This window comes from Streptomyces sp. NPDC031365 (assembly GCF_055569765.1).
Window position 1 is genome coordinate 270,307 of sequence record NZ_JBVIIM010000004.1, and the last position, 14,538, is coordinate 284,844.

The window sequence follows — 14,538 nt, forward strand, 5'->3', positions numbered from 1 at the left end:
CCACCTTCTTTGCGGCCCCCCCCTTCCCCCTCCCCCCCCCCCCCCGCCCCCCCTCCCCCCCCCCCCCCCCCCCCCCCCCCCCCCCCCCCCCCCCCCCCCCCCCCCCCCCCCCCCCCCCCCCCCCCCCCCCGCCGCTGGTTGCGTTGCCTGTCAGGGCTCGTCGCGCCTGGCGGCCTCCTCCGCGGCCTCCTTGGCTTCGACCTCAGGGTCGAGCGCGCTCTGGTCGCTGCCGTCCACCGACGCCAGCTTCGTCGAGCCCGACACATCCGTCGCGGCCGGAGGCTCCACCAGCCAGTCCGGGTTGGCCTGCTTGTCCCACCACTTCCAGGCGGCGAAGGCGCCACCCGCGACGGCGCTCACGATCAGCGCCATCCTCGCGGCACGGCCGGCCCGCGCCCGCCGCTGCTGCTTGCGGATGATCTTCTGGATCTGCTGGACCGACACCTGACCCCGCAGGGCGGCCAGCGCGGCGGCACTGCGGGCCGCGGCCTCCTCCCTCGCGGGCCCAGCGGCGGCCACCGCCTGTTCGATCACCGGCCGGGAGTAGTCCGCCGCCTGCCGAGCGGCCATGCGCGTACGGACGGCGGCCTGGTGGGCGGCCTGGTCGACCTTCGGTGGTACATGCGTCCGGGCCTGCTCCAGATACGGCTGCACATGGGCGCCGTACTGGACACGGGCTTGTCCGGCGGCCTGCGTCACCTTGGGCGCCAGCCGTACGCGGGCCTCCTGTGTGTAGTGCGCGGCCCTGACCTTGGCCGTGTCGGCGTAGGGCGCCACCGCTTCCGCGGCGTGCAGCACGCTGTCCTTCGCCGAACCGGTCGCGGCGCGCACGCTGTCGATGCGGGTCACGGGTTCCTCCTCCTCGGTGGCGTACGGTATTTCGACTTTCCACCCTTTTACGGATCATGCCTGCCGGGTCGCTCTGAGGCATGCGCGGACAGGCATACGGGTGCCGGTGAAGTCGATCGATTGCGATACCACGTGCGATAGCAGATGAATCGGGCAATGGGAGCTTGTCGTCGACAATGTCACGGATCGTCGCCTTGTGCCCCCGCCGCGGGGGCACAAGGCCTGTTTTCCACAAGCAGAACGGCCCGGTTGCCCGCGTGTGCATCGAGGTCGGGCGACTGGGCGCCCCGTCCGTGCGAGGATCAGGGCGTCACGGAAAGACAACGGAAGGCACATCGTGGCTGAGCAGCTCCACGCCACCCTGAAGACCAATCACGGCGACATCGAGGTCCGGCTTTTCCCGAACCACGCGCCGATTACGGTCAAGAACTTCGTCGAGCTCGCCAAGGGCGAGCGGGAGTGGACCCACCCCCAGACCGGTAAGAAGACCACGGACCGGCTCTACGACGGCACGGTCTTCCACCGGGTGATCAGTGGCTTCATGATCCAGGGCGGTGACCCGCTGGGCAACGGTACCGGTGGTCCCGGCTACCAGTTCGAGGACGAGTTCCACCCCGACCTGCGCTTCGACAAGCCCTACCTGCTGGCGATGGCCAACGCGGGGCCGGGCACGAACGGCTCGCAGTTCTTCATCACCGTCTCCCCGACGGCGTGGCTGAACCGCAAGCACACCATTTTCGGTGAGGTCGCCGACGCCGCGAGCCAGAAGGTCATCGACACCATCGCGGCCACGCAGACCAACCCGCGCACCGACCGCCCGCTGAACGACGTGGTAATCGAGTCGGTCGAGTTCCGCGAGGGCTGAGCACCTCGTCCCCGGAGTGCGAGAGCCCTCGAAGGGAACCAATCGCCCCGCCCATCCGTAAGGATGGGCGGGGCGGGGCTTTTCCACACGACCTAGGGGATCCCATGGACGACCAGGCTGCCGGCAGCGCGCAGGACGCCCAGCGCGTCCCTGTCTGCTATCGCCACCCCGACCGCGAGACCGGCATCCGCTGCACCCGGTGCGAGCGGCCGATCTGCCCCGAGTGCATGGTCAACGCCTCGGTCGGTTTCCAGTGTCCGGAGTGCGTCCGTGGGGGGTCGGGTACGGGACACGCGCCCTCGGCCTCCATGCCCCGCACGATCGCGGGCGGCACCATCACCGCCGACCCCCGGCTGCTGACCAAGATTCTCCTCGCGATCAACTTCGCGGTGTTCATCGCTGTGCAGATCCGGCCGTCTCTGCTGGATCCCCTCGTGCTGGTCGGTACCTGGCCGCCGGAGCCGTTCCTGCCCAGGGAGGGTGTGGCCCAGGGTGAGTGGTACCGCCTGGTCACCTCGATGTTCACGCACGAGGAGATCTGGCACATCGGGTTCAACATGCTGGGTCTGTGGTGGCTCGGCGGACCGCTGGAGGAGGCCCTCGGCCGCGCCCGCTACCTCGCGCTCTATCTGATCTCTGGCCTGGCGGGCAGCGCGCTGACCTATCTACTGGCCTCGGGCAGCAGTGCCTCGCTCGGTGCGTCCGGCGCGATCTTCGGTCTGTTCGGCGCGATCGCCGTACTGATGCGCCGGCTCAACCAGGACATGCGTCCGGTTGTCGCCCTGCTGGTGATCAACGTGATCATCACCTTCGGCTGGGGCAACATCGCCTGGCAGGCTCACCTGGGCGGGTTCGTGGCCGGTGTCGTGATCGGGTACGCGATGGTCCACGCCCCGCGGGAACGGCGGGCGCTGGTGCAGTACGGCACATGTGCGCTCGTGCTGGCCGTGGTCCTCGGGATGACCCTGCTGAGGACGGCGCAGCTTACCTGAGCAATGTGGTTGTCCACAGATTGTCGCGGATCTTGTGCACAGGGTGCGATGTGGCCGGTGGTCTGGATGATCACCTTGCGTTTACGCAGGTCAGAGGGTGACGAACAAACTTTCGGCTGCCCGGTATTTCTGTCACACCGGCGTCAACCTTCGAAGAGTTATCCACAGATCGGGTTCCCTGTCCACATGTGGAAAAGGCCTGTGGATAACTCAGTGGATACCCCTGCCCAGAGCTGATGGACGGCTCTGGGCAGAGCAGCGCTCCCGTAGGGCGGGCGCTGCTACTTCCACTGCGTCGAGACGCCGAATCCGGCGGCGATGAACCCGAAGCCCACCACGATGTTCCAGTTGCCCAGGGTATCGATGGGCAGCGAGCCGTCGGTGACGTAGAAGACGACGATCCAGGCCAGGCCGATGAGGAACAGGGCCAGCATCACCGGTGCGACCCAGGCGCGGTTGGTCAGCTTGAGGGCGGTCGTCTGCTTCGCCGGAGGAGGCGTGTAGTCGGCCTTCTTGCGGATCCGTGACTTCGGCACGAGGGTCTCTCCTGTCGATGCGCTGCGTGGCCGCGCAGGGAACTGGGTGGGGCTCGGAGCAGCGTACTAGGGGACTCTGAGCGCTCCCCCGGGCGTCCGTTAGCGTAGTGCTTCCGCGGCGCCGAAGGAGATAAGGGTACGTTGAGCAATTCTGCCGACTTCCCCGGACCGGAATCCAGTCCTGTCCGCCGACGCCGTGTCCGGCCGGTGCGGATCCTCACCGCGGGTGTCTTCGCGCTGGCGGGACTCATCTTCTTCACCAGCTTCGACACGGCCAAGGGCACCAACATCCGCACCGACGCCTCGCTGCTGAAGCTGTCCGACCTGATCCACGAGCGCAGTCACAAGAACGGCGAGCTCGAAGAGTCCAACGGCGCGTTGCGCGAGGACATCGAGTCCCTCGCCGAGCGGGACGACGGCAGCACCGAGGCGGAGGACGACAGGCTCGCCGATCTCGAGAAGCGTGCCGGCACGCAGAAGCTCAAGGGCGAGGCGATCACCGTCACCCTGAACGACGCCCCGCCGGACGCCACCGCCAAGCTCCCCGGCTACCCCGAGCCCCAGCCCGACTACCTGGTCATCCACCAGCAGGACCTCCAGGCCGTGGTGAACGCGATGTGGCAGGGCGGCGCCGAGGGCATCAAGGTCATGGACCAGCGGCTGATCTCCACCAGCGCGGTGCGGTGTGTGGGCAACACCCTGATCCTCCAGGGACGCGTCTACTCACCCCCGTACAAGATCACGGCGGTCGGGGACCCGGAGAAGCTGAAGAAGGCGCTCTCCGCCTCGTCGGCGATCCAGAACTACATGGTGTACGTCAAGGTCTACGGACTCGGCTGGCAGGTCGAGGACGAGGGCACGGTGACGCTGCCCGGCTACGCGGGCACGGTCGACCTGCACTACGCGAAGCCCGTGGAGTAGCGGCCGTCCGCGGACGGCCGGTGCCCGATGTTTCACGTGGAACATGCCCGGACATCGAGGCGATCGGCTCCGCGCCGCGTACAGGTGGGTATGCGCGGCCGGGCCCGTACGGACTTCACGCAGCCTCTGGAGGCCGGGAAATCGGAGGGGTCGCGCCGTTAGTCTGGTGGCGTACGGCGTGGGTCTGGTGCCGTGGTACGAGGGAAGGGACGGCATGTACAGCTGGATCTGGCGGCATCTGCCGGGCAATGGACTGGTGCGGGCACTCATCTCACTGGTGCTGGTCACCGCCGTGGTCTACGTCCTCTTCCAGTACGTCTTTCCGTGGGCCGAGCCGCTGCTGCCCTTCAACGATGTGACGGTGGACAACCAGTGAGCGCGCGGATTCTCGTCGTCGACAACTACGACAGCTTCGTCTTCAACCTGGTCCAGTACCTGTACCAGCTGGGCGCCGAGTGCGAGGTCCTGCGCAACGACGAGGTGGCCACGAAGCACGCCCAGGACGGCTTCGACGGGGTGCTGCTGTCGCCGGGTCCCGGCACCCCCGAGGAGGCCGGCGTCTGCGTGGACATGGTGCGGCACTGCGCCTCGACCGGGGTTCCGGTCTTCGGGGTGTGTCTCGGCATGCAGTCGATGCAGGTGGCGTTCGGCGGGGTGGTGGACCGTGCGCCCGAGCTGCTGCACGGCAAGACGTCACCGGTGACGCACGAGGGCAAGGGCGTCTTCGCCGGGCTGCCGTCCCCGTTCACGGCGACCCGCTACCACTCGCTGGCCGCCGAGCCGGCCACGGTACCGGTGGAGCTGGAGGTCACGGCCCGGACGCCGGACGGCACGGTGATGGGGCTGAGGCACCGTGAACTGCTCGTCGAGGGTGTGCAGTTCCACCCCGAGTCGGTGCTGACCGAGCACGGTCACCGGATGCTGGCCAACTGGCTGGTGGAGTGCGGGGACGAGGGCGCGGTGGCGAGATCGGCGGGGCTCGCCCCGGTGGTGGGCAGGTCCACGGAGTGACCGCACTGCGCCCCGAGCGCGAGTCCGGCGCCCATGCCTACGGCGCCGGCGACCAGGGCACCTCGTACGGCGGGCAGCCGTACGGGGCGCCGGGTACGTACGGGGACGGCTGGAACGACAGCACCGCGGCTCCCGGCCCTCATGGGGGCGCCTCGGACAGTGCGGCGGCGCCCGGCTCCCCCGGCGGCGCGTCCGACAGCACCGCGTATCTGCCGCCGGTCGACGAGGAGACCGTGGCGCTGCGCATCCCTGAGCCGCCGGAGCGTACGGCGCGTGAGGACACCGCGTCGGCAGAGGGAGGCCGGGCGGCCCGCAGGAAGGCCGCCAGGAAGCGCCACGGGCGCCGTGGAGGCTCCCACAAGGCCCCGGAGGCCTCCAGGGACGCCGGAGGTCGAGAGGGGCCGTCAGGAGCTTCTGAGGGGGCGTCCCGGGCACCGCTGTCCCGGATGGAGGCGCGTCGGCAGGCGCGGGCACGCAAGGCGAGCCCTGCCGTCGTGGCGAGCCGGGCCATCGGCGAGGTGTTCATCACCTGCGGTGTGCTGATGCTGCTGTTCGTCACCTACCAGCTCTGGTGGACGAACGTGCGGGCGCAGGCGCAGGCCGGCCAGGAGGCCAGCGATCTCCAGGAGGACTGGGCGAACGGCGAGCGGAAGCCGGGGGCGTTCGAGCCGGGTCAGGGCTTCGCGCTGCTGCACATCCCCACGCTGGATGTCGTGGTGCCGATCGCGGAGGGCATCAACAGCAAGAAGGTGCTCGACCGGGGCATGGTGGGCCACTACGCGGAAGGCGCGCTGAAAACGGCGATGCCGGACGCGAAGACGGGCAACTTCGGACTCGCGGGGCATCGCAACACACACGGGGAGCCGTTCCGGTACATCAACCGGCTGGAGCCGGGCGACCCGATCGTCGTCGAGACACAGGGCGAGTACTTCGTCTACAAGATGGCGTCCTTGCTGCCGGTGACATCGCCGAGCAATGTGAGCGTCCTCGATCCGGTCCCGAAGGGATCGGGCTTCACCGGGCCGGGCCGTTACATCACGCTGACCACGTGCACTCCGGAGTTCACCAGCAAGTACCGCTTGATCGTCTGGGGCAAGATGGTCGAGGAACGGCCGCGCAGCAAGGGCAAGCCGGATGCGCTCGTCAGTTAAGGGCAGAGGAAACGTGGCAGCGACCGCCGACGACACCGAACAGCACACCGACCCGTCCGCGTCCTCACCGTCGCGTGCGCACCGCCGCCGTCGTATGGGGCCGGTGGCGATGGTCGTCAGCTTCTTCGGGGAACTCCTCATCACCGCGGGTCTGGTGCTCGGCCTGTTCGTCGCCTACTCGCTGTGGTGGACGAACGTTGTCGCGGACCGAGCGGCGGACGAGCAGGCGGACAAGGTCCGCGACTCCTGGGCGCAGGGGTCGGACGACGGCGGGAGCCGTGGCGCGCCCGACTCCTACGACAGCAGGAACGGCATCGGCTTCCTTCACGTACCCGCGATGACCGGTGACGAGATCCTCGTCGAGAAGGGCACCTCGATGAAGGTCCTCAACGACGGCGTCGCCGGCTACTACACCGACCCCGTGAAGGCGGCCCTGCCGACATCCGGCAAGAAGGGCAACTTCTCCCTCGCGGCCCACCGGGACGGCCACGGCGCCAAGTTCCACGGCATCCACAAGATCGGGAAGGGCGACCCGATCGTCTTCGAGACGAAGGACAAGTGGTACGTCTACAAGACCTACGCGATCCTTCCCGAGACCTCGAAGTACAACGTCGACGTCCTCGGGAAGATCCCGAAGGACTCCGGCAAGCAGAAGGCCGGCCACTACATCACGCTGACCACCTGCACGCCGGTGTACACCAGCAAGTACCGCTACATCGTCTGGGGCGAACTGGTCCGCACGGAGAAGGTGGACGAGAACCGCACTCCGCCGAGGGAACTGCGCTGACGCAGGTCATGGCGCCGACACCACGCGGGACAGTCCGCGAAGGAAAGGAGCCCCGGCCCTCTCGGAAGAGGGCCGGGGCTCCTGCCGTGTGCCGTGCGGTGTCCCGCGGGTTCAGTCGTCCTCGTTGCCGCCGGTGAGGCCGCCGAAGATGCCGCCGTTGTTGCCGCCGTTGTCGCCGCCCTGGTTCGAGGTGAACAGGGTGACGGCGGAGCCCTTCTCCACCTGGGTGCCCTGCGGCGGGTTGGAGCCGAAGACACGGGAGTTGGGGTCCTGCGACCCGGCGACGCTGCCGACCGCGAGTCCGGACTCCTGGAGCATCCTCTGGGCGTCCTTGAGGGTCTGGCCGTTCACGTTCGGGACGGCGACCTGCTCCTTCTGCTTGGCCTTGCCGACGAAGATCTGCACCTGGGAGTTCTTGTCGACCTGGGTGTTCGCACCCAGGCTGGTGCGGATGACCTTGCCGACCTGGTTCGGGTCGTCGGTTTCCTCGTCGACGCAGTTGCCCACGAGGTCGTTGTCCGTCATCTGTGCCTTGGCCTCGTCACAGGTCTTGCCGATGACGTCCGGGACCGTGGACTTGGCCTCTTCCTTGGCGACGGTGAGGGTGATGGTGGTGCCCTTCTCCACCTCTTCGCCGAGACCCGGGTCCTGCTCGAGGACGGTGCCCGGTTCCTGGGCGTCCACCTTCTCCTTGACCTCGACGACGAACTCGTACTTGTCGCCCTCGAGCTCGGCCTTGGCGTCCTCGACCTTGTCGCCGACGACGCTCGGGACCGCCACCTTCGGCGCCCCGGTGGAGACCACCAGGTTGACGGTGGAGTCCTTCTGGACCTTCGTGCCGGCCGTCGGGTCCTGCGAGCAGATCTTGCCCTTGCCCTGGTTCTCGCAGGGCTTCTCTTCGAAGCTGAGTTTCAGATCGGCGTTGACGGCGAGCTGTTCGGCGCTCGCTTTCGTCTCGCCGACGAAGCTGGGGGCCGCGACGGTGTCGTTGCCCACGCCGCCGCTGCCGCTGATGGCCCAGCGGCCGATCAGGATCGCGCCGATGAGGACCAGGACGCCCGCCACGACCAGCAATATCGTCGAGGTGTTGTTCTTCTTCGGCTGGCGGCGCCGGCTCTGACGGTCGTCGTAGCCGTAGCCGCCGTCGTCCGGGTTCATCGGCGGCAGCATCGAGGTCGCCGCACTGGGGTCCGCGCCCTGGCGCAGGGCCGTCGTCGGCTGGTCGTCCGGGTAGCCGCCGTAGCCGACCGCGCCCAGTGCCGCGGTCGCCGCGACGGGCTGACCGTCGAGGCAGGCCTCGATGTCGGCGCGCATCTCGTCGGCCGACTGGTACCGGTAGTCGGGGTCCTTGACCAGCGCCTTCAGTACGATCGCGTCCATCTCGGGCGTGATCTCGGGGTCGAAGACACTCGGCGGCTGCGGTTCCTCCCGTACGTGCTGGTAGGCGACCGCGACCGGGGAGTCGCCCACGAAGGGCGGGCGGACGGTCAGCAGCTCGTACAGCAGACAGCCGGTGGAGTACAGGTCGGAACGTGCGTCGACCTGCTCACCCTTGGCCTGCTCCGGCGAGAGGTACTGCGCGGTGCCGATGACGGCGGCGGTCTGTGTCATCGTCATGCCGGAGTCGCCCATCGCGCGGGCGATGCCGAAGTCCATGACCTTGACCTGGCCGTTGCGCGTCAGCATGACGTTGGCGGGCTTGATGTCGCGGTGGACGATGCCGGCCCGGTGGGAGTACTCCAGCGCCTGGAGGATGCCGATGGTCATCTCCAGCGTCCGCTCCGGCAGCAGCTTGCGGCCGCTGTGCAGGAGCTCACGGAGTGTGGAGCCGTCGACGTACTCCATGACGATGTACGGGATGGAGACCCCGTCGATGTAATCCTCGCCCGTGTCGTAGACCGCGACGATCGCGGGATGGTTGAGCGAGGCGGCCGACTGGGCCTCCCGGCGGAACCGGGCCTGGAAGGACGGGTCGCGCGCGAGGTCCGCGCGCAGCGTCTTCACCGCCACGGTGCGGCCGAGGCGGGTGTCATGCGCGAGGTAGACCTCCGCCATGCCACCACGGCCGAGCACATGGCCCAGTTCGTACCGGCCGCCGAGGCGACGCGGCTCTTCCATAGCTACCTACCAGCCCTCTCCGTCGGTCCCGACCGGCAGGTATCTGCGGTCGGAGGCTGCGTTCCGGGCCTACCGTACCCGGCTCGATTTGTGTGACCTGGCCAAGTGCGTCAGCCGATACAGGACCGGTACCGCAACGTGCACCGATGTGAAGCGGACGTGACCGGGGTCACTGCTTGCCTTTGACGACCGCCTCCATCACGCTCTTGGCGATCGGGGCCGCGAGGCCACCGCCGGAGATGTCGCCGCGCACGGCGTCCTCGTCCTCGATGACCACCGCCACGGCGACGGGCGAGCTGCCGTCACTGCTCTTGGCGTAGGAGATGAACCACGCATAGGGGTTCTTGCTGTTGTTCTCACCGTGCTGGGCCGTGCCCGTCTTGCCGCCGACCGTGACGCCGGGGATCTGCGCGTTCCTGCCGGTGCCGTCGTTGACGACCGTCTCCATCATCGACTGGAGGATCTGGGCGTTCTTCGCCGACATCGGCTCGCTCAGCTTCTCCGGGTCCGTCTTCTCGATGGTGTCCAGGCTGGGGGCCTGGAGTTCGTCGACCATGTACGGCTTCATCAGGGTGCCGTTGTTGGCGATGGCCGCGGTGACCATGGCCATCTGCAGGGGGGTGGCGGCGGTGTTGAACTGGCCGATGGAGGAGAGCGCGGTCTGCGAGGGCTCCATGTTGTCGGAGAACACGGAGGCGCTGGCGCGTACCGGGGTGAACTGCTCCTCGGTGAACCCGAACTTCTTGGCCGTCTCCAGCATCTTGTCGTTGCCGAGGTCGGCGCCGACCTTGCCGAAGACGGTGTTGCAGGACACCCGCAGCGCCTCGCGCAGGGTGGCGTCCTTGCAGGGGAGGTTGCCGTCGTTCTTCAGTTCGGTCCTGGTGCCCGTCATGACCCACGGCAGCGGGGTGTCGGTCTTCTGGTCCGCGTCGTCGACCAGTTCGTGCTCCAGCGCGGCGGCCGCGGTGACGACCTTGAAGGTCGAGCCGGGCGGGTAGACCTCGCGCAGTGCCCGGTTGAGCATCGGGTCGTCCGGGTTGTTCTTCTTCTGCAGCTTCTGCCAGGCCTTGGTGTCCGTGTCGAGGCTGTTGCCGGCGATCGTGGACGGGTCGTACGACGGGAAGGAGGCCAGGGCAAGGATCTTGCCGGTGGACGGCTCGATGGCGACGACGGAACCCTTGCCGCCCTGCTTCTCCAGACCCTCGTAGGCGGCCTTCTGCGCGGCGCCGTTGAGGGTGGTGACGACGTTGCCGCCCTCCTTCTTCTTGCCCGTCAGCATGTCGAGCGTGTTGCGGAAGAAGAGACGGTCGTCGTTGCCGGTGAGGATGCCGTCCTCGATGGACTCCAGCTGGTTGGCGCCGAAGGCCTGGGAGACGAAGCCGGTGACGGGCGCCCACATGGCGCCGTCCTTGTAGGTGCGCTTGTACGCGAAGTCGCCCTTGGTGGCCTTGTGCCCGGTGATGGGCTCGCCGTCGACGATGATGTCGCCGCGCGGTGAGGCGTACCGCTCGATCGCCACGCGGCGGTTGTTCTCGTCGTTCCTCAGCTTGTCGGCCTCGGCGTACTGGATCCAGTTGTTCCGGACGAGCAGGGCGAGGATGAGCAGGCCGCAGAAGATCGCGACCCGGCGCAGGGGCTTGTTCACGGGCGGACCACCTGGGTCATCTCGGCGTCGGGGTTGGCGGCGGGGGCGGGCGCCGGGCGGCGGGCGGTGTCGCTGATTCTGAGCAGGATGCCGATCAGCGCCCAGTTGGCGATGACGGAGGAGCCTCCGTACGCCAGGAAGGGCATCGTCATACCGGTCAGCGGGATCAGGCCCATGACGCCGCCGGCGACGACGAAGACCTGGAGCGCGAAGGCGCCGGACAGGCCGATGGCGAGCAGCTTGCCGAACGGGTCGCGCGCGGCGAGGGCGGTCCGTACGCCACGCTCCACGATCAGCGCGTAGAGCAGGATCAGCGCCATGACGCCGGCCAGGCCGAGCTCCTCGCCGAAGGTGGCGAGGATGAAGTCGGAGTTGGAGGCGAAGCCGATGAGGTCGGAGTTGCCCTGGCCCCAGCCGGTGCCGAGGGTGCCGCCGGAGCCGAAGGCCCACAGGGCCTGCATGGCCTGCTCGGAGTGGACGATGCCGTCGCTGACCCCGGCGCGGCTGAGCTCGTACTCGCGCATCGGGTCGAGCCAGGCCTGGACGCGCGTCTGGATGTGGGGCTCGAAGCTTGCCACGCTGACGGCGCCGACCGCGGACATCAGCAGGCCGAACACGATCCAGCTGGTCCGCTCGGTGGCGACGTACAGCATGATCACGAACATGCCGAAGAACAGCAGCGAGGTGCCGAGGTCGGTCTCGAAGACGAGGATCAGGATGGAGATGATCCAGACGACGATGATCGGGCCGAGGTCGCGTCCGCGGGGCAGGTAGAGCCCCATGAAGCGGCGGCTGGCGAGGGCCAACGCGTCGCGTTTGACCATGAGGTAGCCCGCGAAGAAGACCGCGAGGACGATCTTGGCGAACTCGCCCGGCTGGAGGGTGCCGAGACCGGGGATCTTGATCCAGATCTTGGCGCCGAAGACGTTGTGCCCGAGGCCCGGAACCAGTGGCAGGAGCAGCAGGACCAACGCCCCGGCCATGGAGATGTAGGTGTAGCGCTGCAGGACGCGGTGGTCCTTGAGGAAGAACAGCACGGCCACGAACAGGGCGACGCCGAGCGCGGAGTACATCAGCTGACGTGGTGCCGCCTCGACGAACGTCCTGCTCGCCTGCAGCCGCTCCGAGTGGTCCAGGCGCCAGATGGCGACCAGGCCGATGCCGTTCAGCAGCGTCGCCAGCGGCAGCAGCAGCGGATCGGCGTACGGGGCGAACTTCCGTACGGCGAGATGGCCGACGCCCGCCATCAGGCCGAGGCCCAGGCCGTAGCTGAGCAGCCCGGAGGGTACCTCGCCGTTGAGTGCGAGCCCCACGTTGGCGTAGGCGAAGACCGGGATGACGACGGCGAACACCAGCAGTGCGAGCTCGGTGTTGCGTCGGCTGGGTGCGCCGATCGCGCCGATCGTGGACGTGTGCTGCGTCGACGGGTTCGTTGTGCTGCTCATCGTGTGACAGGGCCTCTCACGGCTTGCCTACTGCTTACCGCACAGCGAGACGACCTTCTGCTCCTCCTCCGAGAGGCTGGGGCCGGGGCTGGAAGTGGGTGCGGTCGTGGACGGGGGCGTGGTCTGCTCCGGGGCCTTCGCCGAGCCCGAGGGGGTCGGCGACGGCGAGGCCTTGGACGTGAAGGAGACGGGTGTGGTTCCCGTCGTGCCTCCGGCCTCGCCCTCACCGGTCTTCGCGTTCTTCTCGCTCTCGGCGGCGCGCCGCTCGGCCTGCTTCTGGCACGCGGAGGCCTGCACCGACAGTTCCTCGATCTTCTCCCGTGCGCCGTACAGGTCGCCTTCGGCGATGGTCGCCTCGACCAGCTTCCGCTGGTAGGGCGGCAGGTACTTGAGTTCGATCTCGGGGTGGTCCTTCTCGACCTTCGAGAGCGAGATCCACGCCAGGTCCTGGCTGATGCCCCGGTAGAGAGCCACGTGCTCGCCCTTGGTGCCGACGTAGTACTGCGTCTGTGTCCAGCGCCAGCCGCCGTACATGGCGCCGCCGAGGACGGCGAGGGCGAGCAGGCTGTACACGGACCTTTTGAGCCACCGGCGGTTCTTGGCGGGTTTGACGAAGTCGTCGTCGCCGTAGTCGAAGCCGTCGGTGGGGATGAATCCGGTGACGTCGCCGCTGCCGGGCGGGCCGAACTCGCCGCCGCCGTGCCCTCTCCGGCGGCCGAGGCCGGAGGCGCGGCCGGCGGGCGTCTGCATGATGCCGTTGTCGTGGAGTTGGTTCTGGTTCTCGGCGACGGCGCCGACCACGACCGGGGTGTCGGACAGCTGCCCGGCGAGGGTGTCACCGGTGTCGAGGTCCAGGACGTCCGCGACGATCACGGTGATGTTGTCGGGACCGCCGCCGCGCAGGGCCAGTTCGATCAGGTTCTGGACGGTCTCCTCGGGTCCCTGGTAGCTCGCCAGGGCCTCCTCGAGGGTCTGGTGGGAGACCACGCCGGACAGACCGTCGGAACAGATCAGGTACCGGTCGCCGGCCCGGACCTCGCGGATGGACAGGTCGGGTTCGACGTGTTCGCCGCTGCCGAGGGCCCGCATGAGCAGGGACCGCTGAGGGTGGGTGGTGGCCTCCTCCTCGGTGATCCGGCCCTCGTCGACCAGACGCTGCACCCAGGTGTGGTCCTGGGTGATCTGGGTGAGGACACCGTCGCGCAGGAGGTAGGCACGGGAGTCGCCGACGTGCACCATGCCGAGGCGCTGACCGGTCCACAGCAGGGCGGTCAGGGTGGTGCCCATGCCTTCGAGCTGGGGATCCTCCTCGACCATCATGCGCAGCTGGTCGTTGGCGCGCTGGACGGCCGTGCCGAGGGAGGTCAGCAGGTCGGAGCCGGGGACGTCGTCGTCGAGCGCGACGATGGTGGAGATCGCCTCGGAGGAGGCGACCTCACCGGCGGCGGCACCGCCCATGCCGTCGGCGATGGCGAGCAGGCGGGGGCCGGCGTAACCGGAGTCCTCGTTGCCCTCCCGGATCATCCCCTTGTGCGATCCGGCGGCGAAGCGCAGGGACAGACTCATGCGCACCTCGCCTGTCGGCTCCGGGTACAGCCGGTCGTGTCGAGCCACACTGCCCACCCTCCGGTCGGGAGCGCGCCGGGCCCCTGGGTGGGGACCCCCACTGCGTGCTCGCTCCGCTCGCTCATTGTCGTACTACTTCCGCAGCTCGATGACGGTCTTGCCGATGCGGATCGGTGCGCCCAGCGAAATCGGCGTGGGGGTCGTCAGCCGCGTCCGGTCCAGGTAGGTGCCGTTGGTGGAACCGAGGTCCTCGACGATCCACTGGCCGTCGCGGTCCGGGTAGATCCTGGCATGGCGGCTGGAGGCGTAGTCGTCGTCCAGCACGATCGTGCTGTCGTGCGCCCGGCCCAGGGTGATGGTCTGGCCCTGGAGGGCGACGGTGGTGCCGGTGAGGGTGCCCTCGGACACGACCAGCTTGGTGGGGGTGTTTCGGCCGCGGCGGCCGCCGCCGGACTGCTGGCGCTGCGGCGGTGGCGCCTGGCGGGCGGCTTGCTGCGCCCGGCCGGCGTCCCGTCGGGATCCGCGCTGGGTGACGCGGGTCCCGAACAGGTCACTCCGGATGACCTGCACGGCCACGATCACGAACAGCCACAATACGGCCAGGAACCCCAGCCGCATGACCGTGAGGGTCAGCTCTGACATTGCCCCCGCT

General features: G+C 68.5%; 14 protein-coding genes. 7 read left to right on the forward strand and 7 right to left on the reverse strand.

The window, feature by feature from the left end; genetic code table 11:
- Positions 1-150 precede the first annotated feature (150 nt).
- Positions 151-849 carry a DUF5324 family protein gene (locus ACZ5C2_RS09160; protein ID WP_468788220.1) on the reverse strand — a complete coding sequence of 233 codons (699 nt, stop codon included), beginning with the start codon at positions 847-849 and terminating at the stop codon, positions 151-153.
- 337 nt (positions 850-1,186) lie between these two features.
- Between ACZ5C2_RS09160 and ACZ5C2_RS09165 the strand changes: the two genes are divergently transcribed.
- Complete coding sequence (locus tag ACZ5C2_RS09165) at positions 1,187-1,714, forward strand: peptidylprolyl isomerase (RefSeq protein WP_468788222.1); 528 nt, start codon at positions 1,187-1,189, stop codon at positions 1,712-1,714.
- 104 nt (positions 1,715-1,818) lie between these two features.
- A complete protein-coding gene (locus ACZ5C2_RS09170; protein ID WP_468788224.1) occupies positions 1,819-2,706 on the forward strand; it encodes a rhomboid family intramembrane serine protease in 888 nt (295 codons plus the stop codon).
- Between the two features lie 281 nt (positions 2,707-2,987).
- On the opposite strand, the gene crgA is transcribed toward ACZ5C2_RS09170, so the two are convergent.
- Positions 2,988-3,242 carry a cell division protein CrgA gene (gene crgA / locus ACZ5C2_RS09175; protein ID WP_468788226.1) on the reverse strand — a complete coding sequence of 85 codons (255 nt, stop codon included), beginning with the start codon at positions 3,240-3,242 and terminating at the stop codon, positions 2,988-2,990.
- Between the two features lie 141 nt (positions 3,243-3,383).
- Between crgA and ACZ5C2_RS09180 the strand changes: the two genes are divergently transcribed.
- From ACZ5C2_RS09180 to ACZ5C2_RS09200, 5 genes are all read left to right on the forward strand, one after another.
- Complete coding sequence (locus tag ACZ5C2_RS09180; protein WP_468788228.1) at positions 3,384-4,163, forward strand: DUF881 domain-containing protein; 780 nt, start codon at positions 3,384-3,386, stop codon at positions 4,161-4,163.
- A 214-nt stretch (positions 4,164-4,377) separates the two neighbouring features.
- Complete coding sequence (locus tag ACZ5C2_RS09185; protein ID WP_181007601.1) at positions 4,378-4,539, forward strand: hypothetical protein; 162 nt, start codon at positions 4,378-4,380, stop codon at positions 4,537-4,539.
- On the forward strand, positions 4,536-5,174 hold the full coding sequence (locus ACZ5C2_RS09190; RefSeq protein ID WP_468788230.1) for an aminodeoxychorismate/anthranilate synthase component II: 639 nt from the start codon (positions 4,536-4,538) through the stop codon (positions 5,172-5,174). Before ACZ5C2_RS09185 ends, ACZ5C2_RS09190 begins: the two co-directional genes overlap by 4 nt.
- Positions 5,171-6,325, forward strand: a complete 1,155-nt coding sequence (locus ACZ5C2_RS09195; RefSeq protein WP_468788232.1) for a class E sortase — start codon at positions 5,171-5,173, stop codon at positions 6,323-6,325. Before ACZ5C2_RS09190 ends, ACZ5C2_RS09195 begins: the two co-directional genes overlap by 4 nt.
- 13 nt (positions 6,326-6,338) lie before the next feature.
- Positions 6,339-7,112: a class E sortase gene (locus ACZ5C2_RS09200; RefSeq protein WP_468788234.1), complete on the forward strand. Its 774-nt coding sequence runs from the start codon at positions 6,339-6,341 to the stop codon at positions 7,110-7,112.
- 111 nt (positions 7,113-7,223) lie between these two features.
- Here ACZ5C2_RS09200 and pknB read toward each other — a convergent pair whose 3' ends face one another.
- From pknB to ACZ5C2_RS09225, 5 genes are all read right to left on the reverse strand, one after another.
- Positions 7,224-9,230, reverse strand: a complete 2,007-nt coding sequence (gene pknB / locus ACZ5C2_RS09205; protein ID WP_468788236.1) for a Stk1 family PASTA domain-containing Ser/Thr kinase — start codon at positions 9,228-9,230, stop codon at positions 7,224-7,226.
- Positions 9,231-9,399: 169 nt separating this feature from the next.
- The gene (locus ACZ5C2_RS09210; protein ID WP_468788238.1) at positions 9,400-10,875 is read right to left on the reverse strand and encodes a peptidoglycan D,D-transpeptidase FtsI family protein; all 1,476 of its coding nucleotides are present in this window, start codon (positions 10,873-10,875) and stop codon (positions 9,400-9,402) included.
- A complete protein-coding gene (locus ACZ5C2_RS09215) occupies positions 10,872-12,320 on the reverse strand; it encodes an FtsW/RodA/SpoVE family cell cycle protein (protein WP_468788240.1) in 1,449 nt (482 codons plus the stop codon). The genes ACZ5C2_RS09210 and ACZ5C2_RS09215 overlap by 4 nt, the downstream gene beginning before the upstream one ends.
- Before the next feature lie 27 nt (positions 12,321-12,347).
- Positions 12,348-13,934, reverse strand: a complete 1,587-nt coding sequence (locus tag ACZ5C2_RS09220; protein WP_468788242.1) for a Stp1/IreP family PP2C-type Ser/Thr phosphatase — start codon at positions 13,932-13,934, stop codon at positions 12,348-12,350.
- Positions 13,935-14,018: 84 nt separating this feature from the next.
- Positions 14,019-14,528 carry an FHA domain-containing protein FhaB/FipA gene (locus ACZ5C2_RS09225; RefSeq protein ID WP_398368356.1) on the reverse strand — a complete coding sequence of 170 codons (510 nt, stop codon included), beginning with the start codon at positions 14,526-14,528 and terminating at the stop codon, positions 14,019-14,021.
- Positions 14,529-14,538: the final 10 nt, after the last annotated feature.